22 protein-coding genes and 1 tRNA gene are annotated in these 19407 nt (G+C 67.7%); 10 read left to right on the forward strand and 13 right to left on the reverse strand.

Annotated elements, in window-relative coordinates:
* Positions 1-66 precede the first annotated feature (66 nt).
* Genes ACJASC_RS06255 through glmM form a run of 3 tightly spaced genes read left to right on the forward strand, consistent with a single transcriptional unit; the run spans position 67 to position 3301 of the window.
* Positions 67-969, forward strand: coding sequence for a dihydroneopterin aldolase (locus ACJASC_RS06255; protein ID WP_415144460.1), 903 nt, complete (start codon positions 67-69; stop codon positions 967-969).
* Positions 966-1961 carry a dihydropteroate synthase gene (gene folP, locus ACJASC_RS06260; protein WP_415144462.1) on the forward strand — a complete coding sequence of 332 codons (996 nt, stop codon included), beginning with the start codon at positions 966-968 and terminating at the stop codon, positions 1959-1961. The genes ACJASC_RS06255 and folP overlap by 4 nt, the downstream gene beginning before the upstream one ends.
* On the forward strand, positions 1958-3301 hold the full coding sequence (gene glmM / locus ACJASC_RS06265; protein ID WP_415144464.1) for a phosphoglucosamine mutase: 1344 nt from the start codon (positions 1958-1960) through the stop codon (positions 3299-3301). The genes folP and glmM overlap by 4 nt, the downstream gene beginning before the upstream one ends.
* A gap of 2 nt (positions 3302-3303) precedes the next feature.
* On the opposite strand, the gene ACJASC_RS06270 is transcribed toward glmM, so the two are convergent.
* Positions 3304-4233, reverse strand: a complete 930-nt coding sequence (locus ACJASC_RS06270; RefSeq protein ID WP_415144466.1) for a DMT family transporter — start codon at positions 4231-4233, stop codon at positions 3304-3306.
* 412 nt (positions 4234-4645) lie between these two features.
* Here ACJASC_RS06270 and ACJASC_RS06275 point away from each other — a divergent pair, with 412 nt between their 5' ends.
* Positions 4646-4987 (forward strand): hypothetical protein, encoded by a 342-nt coding sequence (locus ACJASC_RS06275; RefSeq protein WP_415144468.1) that lies wholly within the window; start codon positions 4646-4648, stop codon positions 4985-4987.
* A 66-nt stretch (positions 4988-5053) separates the two neighbouring features.
* Here the strand turns inward: ACJASC_RS06275 and ACJASC_RS06280 are convergent, their stop codons facing one another.
* Positions 5054-5572: a hypothetical protein gene (locus ACJASC_RS06280; RefSeq protein ID WP_415144470.1), complete on the reverse strand. Its 519-nt coding sequence runs from the start codon at positions 5570-5572 to the stop codon at positions 5054-5056.
* Between the two features lie 184 nt (positions 5573-5756).
* Positions 5757-6779 (reverse strand): ketol-acid reductoisomerase, encoded by a 1023-nt coding sequence (gene ilvC / locus ACJASC_RS06285; protein WP_021692090.1) that lies wholly within the window; start codon positions 6777-6779, stop codon positions 5757-5759.
* Between the two features lie 140 nt (positions 6780-6919).
* Between ilvC and ACJASC_RS06290 the strand changes: the two genes are divergently transcribed.
* The gene (locus ACJASC_RS06290; protein ID WP_045319525.1) at positions 6920-7375 is read left to right on the forward strand and encodes an Lrp/AsnC family transcriptional regulator; all 456 of its coding nucleotides are present in this window, start codon (positions 6920-6922) and stop codon (positions 7373-7375) included.
* Entirely contained in the window at positions 7372-7827 is a 456-nt protein-coding gene (locus ACJASC_RS06295) for an Lrp/AsnC family transcriptional regulator (RefSeq protein WP_021692088.1), read from the forward strand. The genes ACJASC_RS06290 and ACJASC_RS06295 overlap by 4 nt, the downstream gene beginning before the upstream one ends.
* On the opposite strand, the gene ACJASC_RS06300 is transcribed toward ACJASC_RS06295, so the two are convergent.
* Positions 7824-9020 (reverse strand): FAD-dependent monooxygenase, encoded by a 1197-nt coding sequence (locus tag ACJASC_RS06300; protein WP_415144473.1) that lies wholly within the window; start codon positions 9018-9020, stop codon positions 7824-7826. The genes ACJASC_RS06295 and ACJASC_RS06300 overlap by 4 nt on opposite strands.
* Before the next feature lie 37 nt (positions 9021-9057).
* Positions 9058-9732 carry a pyrimidine 5'-nucleotidase gene (locus ACJASC_RS06305; RefSeq protein WP_415144504.1) on the reverse strand — a complete coding sequence of 225 codons (675 nt, stop codon included), beginning with the start codon at positions 9730-9732 and terminating at the stop codon, positions 9058-9060.
* Between the two features lie 111 nt (positions 9733-9843).
* Between ACJASC_RS06305 and ACJASC_RS06310 the strand changes: the two genes are divergently transcribed.
* Positions 9844-10497: a GntR family transcriptional regulator gene (locus tag ACJASC_RS06310; RefSeq protein ID WP_021692085.1), complete on the forward strand. Its 654-nt coding sequence runs from the start codon at positions 9844-9846 to the stop codon at positions 10495-10497.
* On the opposite strand, the gene ACJASC_RS06315 is transcribed toward ACJASC_RS06310, so the two are convergent.
* Together ACJASC_RS06315 and carA are read right to left on the reverse strand one after the other, a co-directional pair.
* The gene (locus ACJASC_RS06315; protein ID WP_415144475.1) at positions 10451-12199 is read right to left on the reverse strand and encodes a glycosyltransferase; all 1749 of its coding nucleotides are present in this window, start codon (positions 12197-12199) and stop codon (positions 10451-10453) included. The genes ACJASC_RS06310 and ACJASC_RS06315 overlap by 47 nt on opposite strands.
* Before the next feature lie 67 nt (positions 12200-12266).
* The gene (gene carA / locus ACJASC_RS06320; protein WP_021692082.1) at positions 12267-13427 is read right to left on the reverse strand and encodes a glutamine-hydrolyzing carbamoyl-phosphate synthase small subunit; all 1161 of its coding nucleotides are present in this window, start codon (positions 13425-13427) and stop codon (positions 12267-12269) included.
* A 153-nt stretch (positions 13428-13580) separates the two neighbouring features.
* Between carA and ACJASC_RS06325 the strand changes: the two genes are divergently transcribed.
* Together ACJASC_RS06325 and ACJASC_RS06330 are read left to right on the forward strand one after the other, a co-directional pair.
* Positions 13581-14039, forward strand: a complete 459-nt coding sequence (locus tag ACJASC_RS06325; RefSeq protein ID WP_415144478.1) for a GatB/YqeY domain-containing protein — start codon at positions 13581-13583, stop codon at positions 14037-14039.
* A gap of 63 nt (positions 14040-14102) precedes the next feature.
* Positions 14103-14285 carry a DUF3008 family protein gene (locus tag ACJASC_RS06330; protein ID WP_021692080.1) on the forward strand — a complete coding sequence of 61 codons (183 nt, stop codon included), beginning with the start codon at positions 14103-14105 and terminating at the stop codon, positions 14283-14285.
* Between the two features lie 99 nt (positions 14286-14384).
* Here the strand turns inward: ACJASC_RS06330 and ACJASC_RS06335 are convergent, their stop codons facing one another.
* From ACJASC_RS06335 to lipB, 4 genes are all read right to left on the reverse strand, one after another.
* A complete protein-coding gene (locus tag ACJASC_RS06335) occupies positions 14385-14537 on the reverse strand; it encodes a hypothetical protein (RefSeq protein WP_415144480.1) in 153 nt (50 codons plus the stop codon).
* Positions 14538-14622: 85 nt separating this feature from the next.
* On the reverse strand, positions 14623-15126 hold the full coding sequence (locus ACJASC_RS06340; protein ID WP_415144506.1) for a DUF2244 domain-containing protein: 504 nt from the start codon (positions 15124-15126) through the stop codon (positions 14623-14625).
* A gap of 88 nt (positions 15127-15214) precedes the next feature.
* Positions 15215-16918 (reverse strand): cytochrome c oxidase subunit I, encoded by a 1704-nt coding sequence (gene ctaD / locus ACJASC_RS06345; protein WP_021692077.1) that lies wholly within the window; start codon positions 16916-16918, stop codon positions 15215-15217.
* Positions 16919-17061: 143 nt separating this feature from the next.
* Positions 17062-17817 carry a lipoyl(octanoyl) transferase LipB gene (lipB, locus tag ACJASC_RS06350; protein WP_415144482.1) on the reverse strand — a complete coding sequence of 252 codons (756 nt, stop codon included), beginning with the start codon at positions 17815-17817 and terminating at the stop codon, positions 17062-17064.
* Positions 17818-17916: 99 nt separating this feature from the next.
* Between lipB and ACJASC_RS06355 the strand changes: the two genes are divergently transcribed.
* A tRNA-Leu gene (locus tag ACJASC_RS06355) sits at positions 17917-18003 on the forward strand.
* Positions 18004-18057: 54 nt separating this feature from the next.
* On the opposite strand, the gene ACJASC_RS06360 is transcribed toward ACJASC_RS06355, so the two are convergent.
* Entirely contained in the window at positions 18058-18261 is a 204-nt protein-coding gene (locus ACJASC_RS06360) for a hypothetical protein (RefSeq protein WP_415144484.1), read from the reverse strand.
* A gap of 264 nt (positions 18262-18525) precedes the next feature.
* The gene (locus ACJASC_RS06365; protein WP_415144486.1) at positions 18526-18678 is read right to left on the reverse strand and encodes a hypothetical protein; all 153 of its coding nucleotides are present in this window, start codon (positions 18676-18678) and stop codon (positions 18526-18528) included.
* Between the last annotated feature and the right edge of the window lie 729 nt (positions 18679-19407).

Below are 19407 nucleotides of genomic sequence, written 5' to 3' on the forward strand. Positions count from 1 at the left end.
GCCCGTGCTTGCCGGGAGGGCGGGGGACGGTTAGATGCCCCATGCCCGCAAGCCCGGAGTGGCCAGATGACCGATGAGACCCGCCACGCATTCGAGCATCCGCAGGCCCGCGCCGCGGCGACGGCCTCCGGCCTGCGCGACCGCATCCTGCTGCAAGATCACATCATCGAGGTCGAGATCGGCGCCTTTCGCGCCGAGCGCGGCGCCACGCAACGGCTGGCCTTCGACATCGTGGCCGAGCTGGCACCCGCGCCTTCCGCTGGCGACGATGTGGACCGCATCCTTTCCTATGACCGGCTGACCGAGGCAGTGGCGGATTCGCTGGCGACCGAGCGGCTCGACCTGCTCGAGACGCTGGCCGAGCGCATCGCCGAACGCATCCTCGCCGAGCCGCAGGCCGAACGGGTCTTCGTGCGTATCCGCAAGCTCGATCGCGGCCCCGGCGCGCTCGGGGTCGAGATCATGCGCGCCGGGCCCAGCACATGCCCGCCCTCGACTGCGCCGCGCCCGGTCGTGGCGCTGATCTCGGCCAAAGCGGCGGCGGATCCGTCGCCGTGGCGCGAGGCGCTGCTCGACGGTCCCGGTCCGCTGATCCTGTGCGTAGAGACCGAACCTGCCGTCTCCGCCGTGGCCGACGACGCGGCGATCCAGGGCCGGATCGAGCTTCTGGCGCTCGATCAGGCGGCTTGGCGGCTGTCGGCGGAGTTGCCCGAGGTCGAGGTGCGCGACAACCGCACCGAGATCGACTGGGCCCAGCGCAAGGGCGCGGCGACGCTCTGGGCCCCGGCGCGCATGGCGGTGAGCGCGCTCGACGGGCCCAAGGGCACGGGGGCCGGCGATCTGGCCTTCTGGCTGGCCGACACGCTCGACGCGCGCGAGATCGTGCTGGTCGGCGCGGCAAGGCTGGAGCAGCCCGTGGCGACGACCCGGCCGCTGCGCCGCATCGCTTTGCCGGGGGCGGCGTCATGAGCCTGGCCACGCCGCTGCCGCTCTGGTCCGCCTCGCCCGAGCCGGGCCTGCCGCTGGCCGGTCAGTCGGGCCCGCGCTTCGCCCATGCCAGCCTCGATGGCGTCTCGCTCGACGCCGCAGCGCTCGACGCCGCGCTGCGCGACCGGCTGAGCGCCGCGCGGCCGCCGCTCTGCGGCCTGCCGCTCGACCGACCCCGGATCATGGGCATCCTCAACGTGACGCCAGACAGCTTTTCGGATGGCGGTGACCACGCCACGCGCGAGGCGGCGGTGGCGCGGGCGCGGCTGCTCGTGGCCCAAGGGGCCGAGATCCTCGACATCGGCGGCGAATCGACCCGGCCCGGCGCGACGGAGGTGCCCGTGGCCGAGGAGATCGCCCGCGTGGTCCCGGTGGTGGCGGCGCTGCGCGCGGCCGGCATGACGGTGCCGATCTCGATCGACACCCGCAAATCCGCGGTCGCCCGCGCGGCGCTCGCCGAAGGCGCCGACATGATCAACGACGTCTCGGCGCTTTGCTTCGATCCCGATCTCGCGGGCGTGGTGGCCGAGGCGAATGCGCCCTTGTGCCTGATGCACGCCGTGGGCACCCCCGCCGACATGCAGCGTGCGCCGCGATACGACGACGTGGTGGCCGAGGTGCACGACGCGCTCGCCGCGCGGATCGAGGCGGCGCTGTCGATGGGCCTCGCCCGTGCGCGGCTTCTGGTGGACCCGGGCATTGGCTTCGGCAAGGATCTGCACCACAACCTCGCCCTGCTGCGCGCCCTGCCGCTGTTTCACGGCTTCGGCCTGCCGCTGCTGCTGGGGGTTTCGCGCAAGCGGTTTATCGGCACGATCTCGGAGGCCGAGGCCCCCAAGGCGCGAATGCCCGGCTCGGTCGCGGTGGCGCTGATCGCGGCGCAGCAGGGGGCGCATGTGCTTCGGGTGCACGACGTCGAGGAAACGAAGCAGGCGCTGAGCCTGCTCAGAGCAGTGATGGGATGGGACGAATGACACGCAAGCTCTTTGGCACCGACGGGGTGCGCGGCACCGCCAACACCTGGCCAATGACGGCCGAGATCGCGCTCCGGATCGGCGCGGCTGCCGGTCGTTACTTCCGCAATGACGGCTCGAACGGTCACCGCGTGGTGATCGGCAAGGACACGCGGCTGTCGGGTTACATGTTCGAGAACGCGCTGGTCGCGGGGCTCACCTCCACGGGGATGAACGCGCTGCTGCTCGGCCCGGTGCCGACGCCCGCCGTTGGCCTGCTGACCCATTCGATGCGCGCCGATGTCGGCATCATGATCTCGGCCAGCCACAACCCGCACCACGACAACGGCATCAAGTTCTTCGGTCCCGATGGCTTCAAGCTCTCTGACGAGGCCGAGGCCGAGATCGAGGCCATCGTCGCGGGCGAGATCGAGCCTGCCAAGGCTGCCAATATAGGCCGGGCCAAGCGCGTCGATGACGGCCGCTTCCGCTATGCCGAGCGGGTCAAGGCGACGTTTCCGCAAGGCCGCCGCCTCGACGGGCTCAAGGTGGTGATCGATTGCGCCAACGGCGCGGCCTACAGGGTCGCCCCCGAGGTGCTGTGGGAGCTTGGCGCCACGGTGATCCCGGTGGGCGTCTCTCCGGATGGCACCAACATCAACCAGAACTGCGGCTCGACCGCGCCGCGCCACGCCGCGGCCCGCGTGCTCGAGGAGGGCGCGGATCTGGGGATCTGCCTCGACGGTGACGCCGATCGGGTGATGATCATCGACGAGACCGGCCAGATCGCCGATGGCGACCAATTGATGGCGCTGATGGCGGGCCGCTGGGCCGCGGAGGACCGGCTGCGCGGCGGCACGCTGGTCGCCACGGTGATGTCCAATCTCGGGCTGGAGCGGTTCATGACCGCGCGCGGCCTCACGCTGGAACGCACGCAGGTCGGCGACCGCTACGTGGTCGAGGCGATGCGGCGCGGTGGCTGGAATCTGGGCGGCGAACAGTCGGGCCATATCGTGATGACCGATTACGCCACCACCGGGGACGGGCTGCTGGCGGGCCTGCAGTTCCTCGCTGCGATGATCGAGACGGGCAAGCCCGCCAGCGCGCTGGTGCGCCAGTTCGAGCGGGTACCACAGCTTCTTCAGAACGTCCGCTATGCCCCAGGGCAGGACCCGCTCGATGCGGCCTCGGTCAAGACCGCGATTTCGGAGGCCGAAGGGCTCCTGAACGGCAAGGGACGGTTGCTGATCCGCAGGTCCGGCACCGAGCCGCTGATCCGTGTCATGGCCGAATGCGAGGATGACGCGCTGCTCGCGCAGGTGGTCGAGGGCATCGTCGCCGAGGTGCAGGCGGTCGCCTGAACCTAGCGGGCCCCGCCTTGCCGGGCCGGGGCCCCGCGGACGAGCAGCCCGCGCAGGTTTCGGCCCTGGCTGATCCCGAGGCCGGTCAGGATCAGCGCCAGCGCGATGAAGAACCGCCAAGGCAGCGCCTCGCCCAGACCCAAGGCGCCGATTGCCATGGACCAGACCGGCACCTGATAGTTCACCAGCGTCATGAAGACCGAGCCGGCCGAGCGGATCACCGTCACCCGGATCAGCGCCGCGAGCGCCGTGGGCAGCAGGCCGAGGAACACCAGCGCCGCGCCCGGCACCGCGCCTGTCCAGCCCGGCACCCCTTCGGTCAGAAGCATCGCCGGGACCAGCACCATCGCCCCGACCGTCAGGCTCAGCGCCGTCAGCACGATGCCGTCGATCGGCGGGCAGCGCCGGGTCAGGATCGACGCCACCGCGTAGGACAGGGCCGCGGCAAGGCACGCCATCTGGCCCCAAGCCGAGAGCCCAGCCCCCGGCGCCAGAACGCCCGGACCGATCAGCACCAGCGCCCCGAGAAAGCCGACGCCCACCCCTATGGCGCTGCGCCAGTGGAACGGCTCGTCCGAGAATAGCGCCGCCAGCGGCAGCACGAAGAGCGGCAGCGCCGCCATCGAGATCCCCGCGAAGGCCGATGGCACGTATTGCTGCCCCCATGAGAGCAGCAGGAAGGGCAGGGCCGTCGACAGCAGCCCGATCGCCACGAGGTAGCCCGCCAACGCGCGGGTGAGCGGCGGCACGCGGCGCCGCATCAACCGCATCAGCCCAAGCATCGCCACCGCCCCCAGCGCAGTGCGCGCGCAGGCCACCGTGACCGGACCATAGCCGTCGAGCGCCAGCCGGACCACGGCGAAGGTTCCGCCCCAGATCAGGCCGAGCAGCAGGATGGAGAGCCAGTTGGCGGGTGTCGGTTGCGCGGTCATGCGCCCGCTTCAGCACGACGACGCGGCAAAGTCCATGACCCCGGCATGTATCCACAAGGGCATTCGGTCCGCTTCAATGCCGCGCTTCGGGTGTTGCACACCGACTGTTCACGCGCATCGGACCTCCGCGTGTGACACTTTCACGGAATATAACGGCTGATCACGCATCAATCACATATCCGCGATAAAACCGGCCTACCTTATGGTTGAAAACGGTGCGGAGGGGGCAATTGGGATGTTCACGACTGCGCGAGTGGGAGGACAGGTGCGCCGGAACCGGATTTCAAGGGGGCAAAATCTTCAAATTTTCGGATCGATCTTGTGATGTTTCAGAGGTCGCCAGATGGTCGAACGGGGCGCAGCCTGTTCCCGTGGGTCGTATGACCCGACATGTTACGGAAGGGTTCAAACCATGTATGGAAAACTCTTAGCTCTGGCAATCTTCACCACTTCGGCTACGGGCGCGTTGGCGAGGACCGGGGAGAATGCATTCTCCTCTCTGAGCCGCATCCAGGAACAGACATCGGTGATCGACGTGGGCGTGGTGCGGTCCCAAAGCAACGGTATGGTCGAGATCTATACCAAGGGACCGGACGGCACGATGAAGCTGCTCGGCACCCAGCAGGTCCATGCCGGTGCCAACCAGAACGTGCGCGTTCACATCGGCCACCCGGTGCGGCGCGACATCGTCGCGGTGCTGCGGGTCGGCGGAGAGGTGCTGGCCACGCATCGCTTCGACGTGATCGAGCGCTAGACCGGTTCGCATGAGATGCGATGCGAATCGTGGCGGGGCCGGCCTTCTAAGCCGGCCCCAGCCCTGTCAGGCGCGCAGTTCGGCGAGCGCCTTGGCCGGTGCGGCCGGGGTGTTGGCGGCGGCATAGCGCGTCGCGGCGGCCTCGGTCGAAGTCGGCTTGTCCTCCACCAAAGCGATCTTCGGCGCGCTGGAGCCGCCGTCCGAGATGGTGGCGACCAGCGTGGTCTGACGCAGCCTGTCCTGCGTCGCCAGTGCCTCGGCGCGCGAGCGGGCGAGATCGTTCGCCTGGGCGGCGGTCTCGGCGGCCGCTTCTGCACTGACGGCACGTGCCGCGGTGGAACTGCGGGCGGCCGCGTCGTCGCGCCGGGCCGTGCTGCTCTGCGCTTCGGTGTTGCCGGTGGCGCGCGATGCCGAGACGACGGTGTCTTCGGTCGAGACGGCGGTCGTCGCGCTGGCGGTCGCGCCGCTCGTCGCGGCGGTTTCGGTCGAAGAGGTGGCGCTCGTCACGGAGTTGGTGGTCGACGTCTGGTTCGAAAAGGCCGACTGCAGGCCGGACGTGACGGCGGAGGTAAGGCCGGAAAGCATGGGTGATACTCCTGTTAAGTCATACAGGAATGACGTCGCGCCAAATTGCGGCGAGACTTCATGGAAAACATGGCCTTAACACGACTCTATACGAAAGACTCGGTTCGGACATGTCCAAATGGACAGGGCGCCCGGAGGCGCCCTGTCGATGTTGCCAATTGGCAACTCCGGGTTGTGGCGACGCTCAGTTGCGCGCCTTGTCGACCATCTTGCCCTTGGAGATCCACGGCATCATCGCGCGCAGCTTCTCGCCGACCTGCTCGATCTGGTGCTCGTCGTTGAGGCGGCGGGTCGCCTTGAACGAGGGCTGGCCCACGGCGTTTTCCTGCATGAAGTCGCGCACGAACTTGCCGTTCTGGATGTCGGTGAGCACGTCCTTCATGCGCTTCTTGGTCTCCTCATAGGGGAGGATGCGCGGGCCCGAGACGTATTCGCCGTATTCGGCGGTGTTCGAGATCGAGTAGTTCATGTTGGCGATGCCGCCTTCGTAGATCAGGTCCACGATGAGCTTCACCTCGTGCAGACACTCGAAATAGGCCATCTCGGGCTCGTAGCCCGCCTCGACCAGCGTCTCGAAGCCCATGCGGATCAGCTCGACCAGACCGCCGCAGAGCACGGCCTGCTCACCGAACAGGTCGGTTTCGCATTCCTGGCGGAAGTTGGTCTCGATGATGCCCGAGCGGCCGCCGCCGATGGCGGAGCAGTAGCTGAGGCCGATTTCCATGGCCTTGCCGGACGCGTCGTGATGAACCGCGACGAGGCAGGGCACGCCGCCGCCCTTGACGTATTCGCCGCGCACGGTGTGGCCCGGACCCTTGGGCGCCATCATGATGACGTCGACGCCGGCTTTGGGTTCGATCAGGCCGAAGTGCACGTTGAGGCCATGCGCGAAGGCGATGGCGGAGCCTTCCTTGAGGTGGTCATGCACGTGCTTGCGGTAGGTCTCGGCCTGCAGCTCGTCGGGCATGGTGAACATGATCACGTCGCACCAGGCGGCGGCTTCCTCGATGCCCATGACCTGCAGGCCTTCGCCTTCGGCCTTGGCGCGCGAGGGCGAGCCATCGCGCAGCGCCACGACGAGATTCTTGGCGCCCGAATCGCGCAGGTTCAGCGCGTGGGCGTGGCCTTGGGAGCCATAGCCGAGGATCGCGACCTTCTTGTCCTTGATGAGGTTCACGTCGCAATCGCGGTCATAATAAACGCGCATGATCTGGTCCTTTCGAAGTCCCGTTATTCGTTCTGAAGGCACCATAGGGATCGGTGCCGGGGATGCGAGGAGGAAACCGCATAAAAATCATGCCCTCGTCATGATGGTCATTCTCCAATGCCCCGGATATCATGATTTTCATGCAAGATGACACCGACCGCCGCCTCTTGCGCCTCCTGCAGGAGGCGCCCGACCTCTCCACCGCCGAGCTGGCCGACCGCGCCGGTCTCACCGCCATGCGCTGCGCGCGGCGTCTCGCGCGGCTCGAGGAGGCCGGCGTGCTGCGCGGGGTGCGCGGGGTGATCGACTGGAAGGCGCTGGGATTCGCGGTGGCGGTCAGCCTGCGGGTGACGCTCGACAAGACGCAGCCGCGCGCCTTCGACGAGTTTCTTGCCCGCGCCCGCGAGGTGGCCGAGGTGATCGAGATCCAGACATTTCTCGGCCGCGTCGACGTGCGGTTGCAGATCGTGGCGCGCGATCTGGGCCATTACCGCGACCTCTACCGCGAGAAGATCCTCGTGCTGCCGCACATCGCCGACATCGAAAGCCTGATGACGTTGAGCGTGGTGAAGTCCGACGAGGCGCTGCCGCTGTGACCGATCTCGACGCCCTCGACCGCCTCCTGCTGCGCGCCCTCGCGCAGGACGCGACCCGTCCCGCCGCCGATCTGGGGCGCGAGCTTGGCCTGTCGCAGCCCGCCACGTGGCGGCGCATCCGGCGGCTGCGCGATCTGGGCGCGCTCAAGGGGCGGCGTCTCGATCTCGATGCGGCGGCGCTGGGATTCGGCGTCACGGTGTTTCTGGGCATCAAGCTCGCCAGCCGGGGCCGCGCCAGCCTCGAGGATTTCGAACGCGCGGTCTGCGCCATCCGCGAGGTGCAGACGGTGGAGCATGTGCTGGGGCTCTATGACTACCGCCTGCGGGTCGTGGCGCGCGATCTGGAGGATTTCGAGCGGGTGCTGCGGCGCCGGATCATGACGTTGCCGGGGATCGGCCCGGTCGAGGCCAACGTTCTGTTGTCCGAGGAACGGCTGCCCGGCCCGCTTTAGCGGGACTTGCCCGCGCCGAGCCCCAGCCGCATCAACCCGCGCCGCAGCGCCGGCAGGCCGTGCATCACGCCCAAGCCAGCCCCACGCACCGCCTGCGCCAGCGGTCCGCCCGCCATGGCGATGCGGTTCAGCGCGTCGATCCCGTGTTCGCGCAGCGTGATGTCGCCCGCGCGCCTTCGGGCATAGGTCGCCAGCATCGCCGCATCTCCAAGGCCCTCTGGGCGCGCGGCCGCCAAATCGGCGAGGCAGGCGATGTCGGCCAGCGAGGTGTTGAGCCCCTGCGCGCCGATGGGCGGCATCACATGCGCGGCCTCGGCCACCAGTGCCACCCGCTGCGCGGTGAGCGCGCGCGCCGTCTGCAGGATGATCGGCCAGCTCTGCCGCCGGGTCACGAGGTGCAGCCGCCCCAGCGCCCTTTCGGAGCGGGCCGTGGCCTCGATATCGAAATCGCTCACCGGCAGGGCGGAAAGACGATCGGCCTCGCGCCCCAGCTCCATCCAGATCACCGCCGAGGAGGGCGCGCCGTCGAGATCAGGGAGCGGCACCAGCGTGAAGGGCCCGCCGGAGCGGTGGATTTCGGTCGAGACGTTGTCATGCGGCCTTTCATGGGTGACGGCGAAAGCCAGCGCCTTCTGCCCGTAGCGCCGCGTGCGCACGCCGATGCCGCAAGCCTCGCGCACGGGGCTGGCGCGACCGTCGGCGGCGATCACCAGCCGGGCCGAGACGCGGCTGCCATCACTCAGCCGCACCAGCGCCCGGTCGTCGCGCGGTGTCAGCCCGGCAAAGCCGCAGCCCGGCCGGAACTCGACTTGGGCCATACCTTCGATCCGCGCCGCCATCTCGCGGCGCAGGAGCCAGTTGGGCAGGTTCCAGCCAAAGGGCAGGGGGCCGAGATCGGCGGCGTCGAAATCGCGGCTCACCGCCGTGCCGCGCCCGGCCTCGACGATCCGCATCACCTGAAGCGGCGTGGCGTGCGGCGCGAGGCGGTCCCACAGGCCGGCGCTGTCGAGCAAGGCGCGCGCGGGTTGCAGGAAGGTGGTGGAGCGCAGATCGGCCCCGGCTTCGGCCATGTCCCTGACCGGGGGGGCCGGATCGACGCAGAGCACCGAGAAGCCCCGTGCGCCGAAGGCGGCGGCGGCGGAGAGGCCGGCGATGCCGCCGCCCGAGACGAGGATGTCGATGTTGCGCGTCATGCAGCAGAGATAGGCCGCCATACGGGTGCGGGAAAGCCTAACGCACCAGCTGCGACACAAAGCCCGCGAGATCGTCTGTGTGGTGATGGATGTGATCGGCGGCCAGCGCCCCGGGCGGCCCGACCAGCACCGTGCGCATGCCCATCGCGTGCGGCACCGCGAGGTTGCGCGGGTCGTCCTCGAACATCGCGCCCTGTTCAGGGGCCAGCCCGTCGAGCGCGAAGACCGCCTCGAAGGCGGCGCGCTGGGGTTTTGGCACGAGGCCCGCATGCTCGACGCCGTAGACCGCGTCGAACACCTCCGACAGCCCGCGCGCCGCCAGCACCCGCAACGCGTAGGGCCGTGTGCCGTTGGTATAGACGATGCGGCGGCCCGGCAGCGCCGCGATGGCGCGGGCGAGGGCCGGATCGGCGTCGAGAGACCCCATGTCGATGTCGTGCACATCGAGCAGGAAATCATCGGCGGGCAGGCCGTGCTCGGCCATCAGCCCGGCCAGCGTGGTGCCATAGCGGCTCCAGTAATCGGCGCGCAGCCGGTCGGCCTCGGCGGTCTCGATGGCCAGCTCGCGCATCATCCATGCGCGCATCCGTCCCTCGATCTGGTCGAAGAGACGTGCCCGCGGCGGGTAGAGCGTGTGGTCGAGATCGAAGACCCATGCCCTGACATGCGCGAAATCGGTGGCATAGTGAGTGGCGGGATCGGAGCGGAGCATGTCGGTCATGGCGCGACACTATGGTCGCGGGCAGGGCGCGGCAAGCCGGGCGCGGGTTGAACAGGGCCGCGCGCAGGGGCTATCGTCGTTCGACCCATGGGAAGGCCGCGCATGCAGGACACCAGACCCTCGCAGAAGGACGCCTACGGGCTGATCCTCGAATCGATCGACGGCGGCATCTACCACCCCGGCGACCGGCTCGTCGAAAGCGAGCTGGCGGATCGGTTCGGCGTGTCGCGCACCCCGGTGCGCGAGGCGCTGCAGCGGCTGGAGACCCAAGGCATGCTGACCCGCGATGGCCGCTCGCTGATCGTGGCCTCGCTCGATCACACGCAGCTGGCCGAGCTTTACGTGGTGCGCGGCGAGCTCGAGGGGTTGGCCGCGCGGCTGGCGGCGCGCCACGCCGCGCCAGAGGAGGTGCGGGTGCTGCGCGACATGCTTGATGCCGATCAGGCGCTGGTCAACGATCCCGCCGCGCTGTCGCGCGCCAACCGGCGCTTTCACAAGCAGATCCACCTCGCCAGCCACAACCGCTTTCTGGTGCGTCAGCTCGATCTCGTCCACCGCTCGATGGCGCTTCTGGCCTCGACCTCGCTCGCAGCCGAAGGGCGCGGGCGCGGCGCGCTCGAGGAGCACGCGGTGATCGTCGCGGCGATCGAGGCGGGCGATGGCGACGCCGCCGACCGGGCGCTGCGCGATCACATCAGCCACGCCTTCGTCACCCGTCTGAAGCTCGACGCGGCGAAGGTGGAGGCGGCGACCTGAGCGGCGTCGAGGGCGCGAAGATGCCGTGCCGGGTCTTTTCCCAGTGGAACGGGCGGTGCAGCACCTGCCACAGCGCACGCCAGACCGCGATGGTGGCGAGCGGGAAGTAGATCTGCAACAGCGGTGCCCAGAGCGCCAGCCGGGGCCGCCCGGCCCGATGGGCCGCCAGCGCCGCGACCGCATAGGTTACACATTCGGAGAGCAAGAAGACCACGGCCAGCGCCGTGAGGCTCTCGGGGCGCAGCCATGGCGACATCGGATGCGGCATCCCGAAGATCACCAGCCAGAACGACCACAGCACCGGGGCCAGCGCGAACTGCGCCAACGTGCCGAGAAACAGCACCTGCACCCCCAGAAAGCGCCACGGCCCAAGCTCGCGCCAGAGCCGTTCGGGGTCGTGCATCGCGACGCCCCAGCTCATCGCGTAGCCTTTGAGCCAGCGCGAGCGCTGCTTGATCCAGGGCCAGACGCGGGCGTTGGCCTCCTCGAGCGTGACGCTGTCGATCAGTTCGGTGCGAAACCCGCGCCGTGCCAGACGCACGCCGAGATCGGCGTCCTCGGTGACGTTGTGCGCGTCCCAGCCGCCCACCGCGTCGATCGCGTGGCGGCGCAGGAACAGCGTCGTGCCCCCCAGCGGCACCACGAGGCCGAGCCGGTCGAGCCCCGGCAGAACGACGCGGAACCAGCTTGCGTATTCGAGGGTGAAGCAGCGCGCGATCCAGTTGGAGCGGGCGTTGTAGTAGTCGAGCACACCTTGCAGGCAGCCGGTCTGCGGCCCGCAGGCCGCAAAGCGCGCCACCACGCGCAAAAGCTGGTCCGGGGCGGGGGCGTCCTCGGCATCGTAGATGCCGATGATGCTGCCACGCGTGAAGAACAGCGCGTAGTTCAGCGCGCGCGGCTTGGTGCGGATGCGCCCTTCGGGCACCACCACCACCTGCGCCCAGGGGGGGAGCGCCATGCGGGCCAGCGTCTCGCGGGTTTCGGTGTCGCAGGCCTCGACGATCAGGCACAGGTCGAGCCGGTCACGCGGATAGTCGAGCCGCCCCAGCCGCTCCAGCAGCGGCACCACCATCGCCCCTTCGCGAAACAGCGGCACCAGAAGGGTGACGACGGGCAGCCTGTCGGCGGCGGACGAGGCGGGAGGCGGTCGTGCCGGGGCGCGGCCCAGCGTGGCGATCATGGCGGCGAGCTTGAGCGCGGTGTTGGCGCAGGAGGTCAGCGCGCAAAGGGCGCAGAGCAGCGCCAACGCCGCCCAGGGGGCAAATGCGGCCGACAGGGTGGCCGTGAGCGCGGCGGTGACGGCGAGCAGGCATAACGGCCTGCGTCCGACGCCCCGACAGCTCTGGTCGAGCGGCACCCGCGCCTCGGCCCGCATCAGGAGCACCGGCGCGACATGCGGCTCAAGCGCGGCGCGCAGGGCCTCGGACGTGCAGGTGGCGCAGCGCAGCCGGCCCAGCCCGGCGCGGGCCATCGCGTCGCGTGCCTCCTGCGAGGGCGGGACGGCGCAGAGCACGACCGTGCGCCCGCCGATCCGGCGCCACGGCATCACCCCGAACCGTAGCGCACGCGTCGCGCCGAGCCGGTGCAACAGCCGCAAGTCCGGCGGTTGCCGGAACGGATCGAAGCGGCCGGGCGTGACGGGCGGGGCGGCCTCAGGGCCAGTCACGACCTCCGCCGCGCGGGGCGGAGGAAAGGCGTTCATCGGGCGGCTTTCCTTGCGAAAGACTGCCCGATGCTCGGTGGTTTCGGGTTAACGCGTGGTTAACGCGTCAGCCGCGACGCGCTTCCATGGCCTCGGCAAAGCGTTCGAACAGGTAGTAGCTGTCCTGCGGGCCGGGGCTGGCCTCGGGGTGGTATTGCACCGAGAACACGGGCCGGTCGGTCATGCGGATGCCGCAGTTCGAGCCGTCGAACAGCGACACATGCGTCTCGATCACCCCCTCGGGGAGCGACTGGCTGTCCACGGTGAAGCCATGGTTCATCGAGGTGATCTCGACCTTGCCGGTCTCGCGGTCCTTCACGGGGTGGTTGGCGCCGTGGTGCCCATGGCTCATCTTCACCGTCTGCGCGCCGAGCGCGCGGGCCAGCATCTGGTGGCCGAGGCAGATGCCGAAGACCGGGATCTGCGACTGCTCCAGCACCGATTTGATCGCCGGGACCGCGTATTCGCCGGTGGCCGCCGGATCGCCGGGGCCGTTCGACAGGAACAGACCGTCGGGGTTCAGCGCGAGGATCTCCTCGGCGGTGGCGGTGGCGGGCAGCACCGTGACCTCGCAGCCGGTCGAGGCGAGGCTGCGCAGGATGTTGCGCTTGGCGCCGTAATCGATGGCCACGACCTTGTGACGCGGGTTCTCCTGCGTTTTGAAGCCGTCGGGCCAGGCCCAGCGCATCTCGTCCCAGCGGTAGGATTGCACGCAGCTGACCTCGCGCGCGAGATCGAGCCCCACGAGGCCCTTGAAGTCGCGCGCTGCGGCGACCAGCGCCTCGAGGTCGAAATTGCCCTCGGGGTTGTGCTCGATCGCGACATGCGGCGCACCCTGCTGGCGGATCGCGCGGGTCAGGCGGCGGGTGTCGATGCCGCCCATGCCGATGCGGCCGCGCTTGGCGAGCCATGCCGACAGGGTCTCGGTGGCGCGCCAGTTCGAAGGCTCGGTCGGGCTCCACTTGACGATCATCGCCGCGGCGACCGGATCGGCGGCCTCGTCATCCTCGTCGGTGGTGCCGGTGTTGCCGATATGCGGAAAGGTGAAGGTGACGGCCTGACCCGCATAGGAGGGATCGGTCATGATCTCCTGGTAGCCGGTCATCGCGGTGTTGAAGCACAGCTCGGCCACGGTGCGGCCCGGAGCGCCGAAGCCCTGCCCGTAGAACACGGTCCCATCCGCGAGCGCGAGGCAGGCGGTCGGCTTGCCGGAAACATTAATCGGCATGGCGTCATTGCTCCTGTAGTGAAACCCGCCGCTACCTAGGGGCAGGGCGCGGAAGAATCAAGACGCGGCGGCACCCGGCGCGGCTTGTTGTCAGGCCCCGCCGAAACGGGTAGCTTGCCCGCTTGTGTCTGCAACAATCCGGAACGGGACCAGATGACCCTGCGCGACAAGCTCAACGCTTCCCTCAAGGATGCGATGAAGGCCAAGGAGGCCGAGCGCCTCTCCACGCTGCGCCTGATCAATGCCGCCATCAAGGACCGCGACATCGCCGCGCGGGGCGAAGGTGAGGAGGGGCTGGTTTCGGACGAGGTCGTGCTCGCCATTCTGGGAAAGATGGTCAAGCAGCGCCAGGAAAGCGCGCGCGCCTATGACGAGGCCGGTCGGCTCGAGTTGGCCGAGAAGGAGCGCGCCGAGATCACGGTGATCGAGGAGTTCCTGCCGCGCCAGTTGACCGAAGCCGAGACCGAGGCCGCCGTGACCCAGGCCATCGCCGAAACCGATGCCGGGTCGATCCGCGACATGGGCAAGGTGATGGCGGCGCTCAAGGCGCGTTACATGGGGCGGATGGATTTCGGCCGGGTCGGCCCGCTGGTGCGCGATCGTCTGAGTTGAACTGACGGGAACGCGGGGCGGGCTCTTCGCGTTTTGCGGGCATCCAGTGAATGGAGGACCGACATGCCGGCACAATCCAAGGCACAGCAGAAGGCGGCGGGAGCGGCGCTTTCGGCGAAGCGGGGCGACACCAAGGTCAAGGATCTGAAAGGCGCCTCGAAAGAGATGTATGACGACATGAGCGAGAACAAGCTCGAAGACATGGCCCATACAAAGCGCAAGGACCTGCCCGACAAGAAGGGCTGAGACGGGGCTTGCGCCGTCGGGCAAGAAAGAGGCGGCTCCCCAAGCGGGGGCCGCCTTTGTCGTTCAGGGATTTCGGTGTCGCCGTCGCGACGCAGGCCGTCAGCGGCGGCGGGCCGGCGTAACAGGAATCGGGATGGGCCGGTGCTGCGGGCGGGGCTGCGGCAGCAGGGCGCCGACCAGACCTTCGAGAATGGCGCGCCCGGTCTGGGCCAGCCTGCGGATCGTTTCTTTCGGCGCGGTGTGCTTGGGCATGACGAATCCTCCGTTGCCATGAAAATGCCCATATCGGGGCCGGAGTTCCATGGCGACGTAACGACGCGGCGGTATATTGCTTGGTTCAATGCCGGGAGAGGCGGGTCAGAAGCCGCTGCAACTCCTCGGCGAGCGCGCGGCGCTCATCCTCCGGTAGAAATGCGCCGAGTTCGACCTCGCGGCCCGCGCCGCGCAGCGTGAGATAGGCCGGCACCGGTCGGTCGCCCTCGTGCAGCCGCAACTCGACCCAGTAGGGATCGGCCTCCCAGACCCGGTCGGCGCGGCCCCTTTCGCGGCGGGTCAGGCGTATCCGACGCTCGTCGATCTCGAGCGTCTCGAGCACCTCGCCGTCGCGGTAGCTGCGCGACAGGGCCCACCAGACCCCGGCCACGGCAGCGGCGAGGAACGGCAGCAGGGCCCACAGCACCGGCGTGCCCAGCACCGTGACGAGCGGCAGCGCGATCAGCGCGGCGGTGCCGCCGATGAAGCCCGCAAAGCCGCGCTTGGGCAGCGACCGGTAGGGCCAGAGCTGCAGCCGGGCCCGCGTGGGGGCGTCGTCGGTGGGGCGCAGGGTCCATTCGATGGGCATCATGTGTCTCGGGCCGGGGGCGGGAGGGGGGATGCGAAAAGGGCCCGGCGTTTCCGCCGGGCCCCGATCTCGTCTCGCGGGCCGTGCCTCAGTGGGCGTGGCTGCGGTCCCAGTCGCTCTGCTTGGGGAGCGTCTCGAAGGTGTGCTCCGGCGGCGGCGAGGGCAGGGTCCACTCGAGCGTGTCGGCGTATTCGTTCCACGGGTTGGCGAGGCCGTGCACCTTGCCGCGGGCCAGCGTGTAGAACAGCACCACGATGAAGAACACGAAGCTCGCGAAAGCCAGGAACGCACCGAGCGACGACACGAGGTTCCAGGTGGCGAAGGCCTCCGGGTAGTCGATGTAGCGGCGCGGCATGCCCTGACGGCCCAAGAAGTGCTGCGGGAAGAAGGTGATGTTCGCACCGATGAACATCATCCAGAAGTGGATCTTGCCCGCGAGCTCGGGGAGCATCTTGCCGGTCATCTTGGGGAAGTAGAAGTAGATCCCCGCGAAGATGCCGAACACGGCGCCCAAGGACATCACGTAGTGGAAGTGCGCCACGACGTAGTAGGTGTCGTGATAGGCGCGGTCGATGCCGGCCTGGCTCAGCACGATGCCGGTGACGCCGCCCACGGTGAACAGGAACAGGAAGCCGAAGGCCCAGAGCATCGGCGTCTTGAACTCGACCGAGCCGCCCCACATCGTCGCGATCCACGAGAAGATCTTCACGCCGGTGGGCACCGCGATGACCATGGTGGCCATCATGAAGTAGGACTGCTGCGTCAGCGACATGCCCACGGTGTACATGTGGTGCGCCCAGACGACGAAGCCGAGCACGCCGATCGCCACCATCGCGTAGACCATCGGCAGGTATCCGAAGATCGGCTTGCGCGAGAAGGTCGCGATGACGTGGCTGATGATGCCGAAGGCGGGGATGATGATGATGTAGACCTCGGGGTGACCGAAGAACCACAGGATGTGCTGGTACAGGATCGGGTCGCCGCCGCCCGCGGGCTGGAAGAACGAGGTCCCGAAGTTGCGGTCGGTCAGCAGCATGGTGATCGCGCCGGCCAGCACGGGCAGGGCCAGAAGGATCAGCCAGGCGGTGACGAAGATCGACCACGCGAAGAGCGGCACCTTGTGCAGGGTCATGCCCGGCGCGCGCATGTTGAGGAACGTGGTGATGATGTTGATCGCGCCGAGGATCGAACTGGCGCCCGAGACGTGGACCGCGAAGATCGCGAGGTCCATCGACATGCCCGGCTCGGAGGTCGAGAGCGGCGGGTAGAGCACCCAGCCCACGCCCGAGCCCGACTGGCCGTTGCCGCCCGGCGAGAACAGCGAGGCGACGCCCAGTGCCACACCGGCGATGAACATCCAGAAGCTGAGGTTGTTCAGGCGCGGGAAGGCCATGTCCGGCGCACCGATCTGCAGCGGCATGAAGTAATTGCCGAAGCCGCCGAACAGCGCCGGGATGACGACGAAGAACATCATCAGCACGCCGTGATAGGTGATCGCGACGTTCCACATGTGGCCGTTGGGGGTACAGGCCTCGGTGGCGGTGGGCACCCAGGAGCGCAGCACCGTCATGATCGGGTTGCCGCTGACGTTCTCGGTGCACATGAACTGCACGCCCGGCTGCATCAGTTCGAGTCGCATGTGAATGGTCAGCATCACCGACAGCAGGCCCACGAAGCCCGCCGCGAAGAGATACAGTATCCCGATGTCCTTGTGGTTGGTGGACATGAACCAGCGGGTGAAGAAGCCCCGCTTGTCCTCGTGTCCGTGGCCGTGGATGGCGGCGTCTGCCATGTGGCTCTCCCGAGTTTGGTTGCCTGACGGGCCCGCACGCAGCGACGCGCAGGCAATTGGCGTCCTTCTAGAAGGAGAAGCGGGGCAGGGCAACGGTCACGGTGCCGCAGGAGGCCGTCTCGTGCCGGGGTTGCCCGATGGCCTCAGAGCGATGCGGCGCGGCGCGGCGTTCCCGCGAAATGATCGGTGAAGCTGCGCTCCAGCGCCGTGTCGAGATCGGCCATGGTCACCGGCAGGCCCAGATCGACGAGGCTGGTGACGCCGTGCTCGGCGATGCCGCAGGGCACGATGCCGCCGAAATGCGACAGGTCCGGCTCCATGTTGATCGCGAGGCCATGGTAGCTGACCCACTTGTGCAGGCGGATGCCCAAGGCCGCGATCTTGTCCTCGGCCACCTCCCCCGTGGCGGTGAGGGGGCGGTCGGGCCGCTGCACCCAGACGCCGACGCGGCCCTCGCGTAGCTCGCCCGTGACGTTGAACTCGGCAAGGGTGCCGATGATCCAGCCTTCGAGCGACTTGACGAAGGCGCGCACGTCGCGGCCGCGCGCGCCGACGTCGAGCATCACGTAGACCACGCGCTGTCCGGGGCCGTGATAGGTGTATTGGCCGCCGCGCTTGCTGAGGTGCACGGGAAACCGGTCGGGCTCGGTCAGGTCGGCGGGCCGCGCGGAAGTGCCGGCAGTGTAGAGCGGCGGATGCTCGACCAGCCAGACCGCCTCGGGGGCCGCGCCCGCCGCGATCGCGCGGGCGCGGGTTTCCATGGCGGCGACCGCGTCCTCATAGGGCGTCAGCCCATCGCTCACGATCCACTCGACCATTCTTCGCGCTCCGCTTTCCGCTTCGTTCCTCGTCGCAGATGGGGTGGCGTGGGGGGGCGGAAAAGTCAAAGCCCGGGCCACCGCCCGACTTTCTTGCGCTTGACGCCGGGTCTGGCGAAATTCGCTCTTGCGCTCCCCCGAAGCCCGAGGCTATGAGGCCGCCATCCTACCTGATCACGTGCGGTCGTGGCGGAATTGGTAGACGCGCAGCGTTGAGGTCGCTGTGGGGTAACACCCGTGGAAGTTCGAGTCTTCTCGACCGCACCATTCATCTTCAAAAAGCCCCATGTTTTCATGGGGCTTTTTGGTGTTTAGGCTTTCTTACCCCACACTTGCCCCCACAGGCTGGTAAGGAGCTCCCTCGATCACGTTCGTGAGATCATCGGTCCGGACGAACGACATGCGGCCACGCTTGAAAATCGTGAGCATGCTCTTCTTCTCCCAGACGCGCACCTGATCATCAGAAACGCCGAAAACCTCCTGCACCTTGTTGAGCCGAACGAAGATGGGGCGGAGCTGGGTCATGCGCGATCTCCAGTGACATCAGTTGCAGTAGAATTGGATGCGGGAAGCGAGCGATCGGCCCCTCCGGGAGGTAAGGTTGCGCTATGGCTCATGGGTATGAATCCTGTGTTTGGTATGGTGCATGGCGAGGAGGCACATGGTTCGGGGCCAGCGTTCCGCTGGTTGCTCGAAAGTTGTATCTCGGGGTTTAGGTGGTTAATTCGGCAGCGCTGGGTTCAAGGAGGCATGGCACCCTGAGTAGGGTAGGGTTGCAGCGAATGCGCGCTAGCGAGAGTGCTCCAACTTCTTCTGCAGATGGTCGAGCAGCAGGTCACGATCGACCGCAAAGAACTTGAGCTCTTCGGCGAACTCCTTGGCAGGGGAGGTCACGGGGTGGCTATCAAGCTCTGCGGCAAGGTGCCGAGAGATCTGGGGCATCCTGTCCAGTGCCTTGCACTGGTCAAACTGAAAGTTAGTCATGGGGCTCACCTAAAGAAGGGCCGTGCGAGGGCCAGTCGGTCGCTGATAAGATGAAAGCGAGATAGGTGAACTGCGGAAGAGATGAGGCGGCCTTGGCTATACGTCAAGTTTTTTTTTGGTCCGTTGGCGCAATTTTCTGGTCTTGGAGTTCAGGGGGCCCTGGCCCTCGCGGCGGTGCAAGCCGACTGAAAAAATCAGAGTTGAAACTCTGAGCGGGCGGGGGCCTTAACGCGCATGAGCGAGACAAAAACTGGGGGCTTGGCTTCGGGTCGCTGCAAGCCCTGAAGCCAAGTCGGCGGCTCTGCGGCAAATTAGTTGTAGGTGACGAGCGAAGGGGTGCACCATTTTTGAGAAGTGACAATGCCTTTAGGCGCCAAATGGTGCTGCGCAAAGTCCGAGTAATATACAGAAGTTGAGGTATTTCATCATTCGCGTCGGTGTCAGGCACAGAATTAGCATAGGGCAATAACCAGGTCATGCCTAGGTTGCGGATGTTGAAGAGTCATGTTTGAATAATAATTCGTGATATTTCTTTGCGGATCTCTTCAAGCCGTAGGGTGAGAGGTGGTTCGGTTTGTCTGAACAGTTCCCGGGCGTTTTCTAAGTGGTTTTCCGCTTCGGTTACGCCGCCACCGCTTCGGGTGCCGGCTGGTGGAAATAGGCTTGATCGGGGGTTCTTCCGTCAAG

This window comes from Limimaricola cinnabarinus, assembly GCF_047631075.1.
Lineage (GTDB): Bacteria > Pseudomonadota > Alphaproteobacteria > Rhodobacterales > Rhodobacteraceae > Limimaricola > Limimaricola cinnabarinus.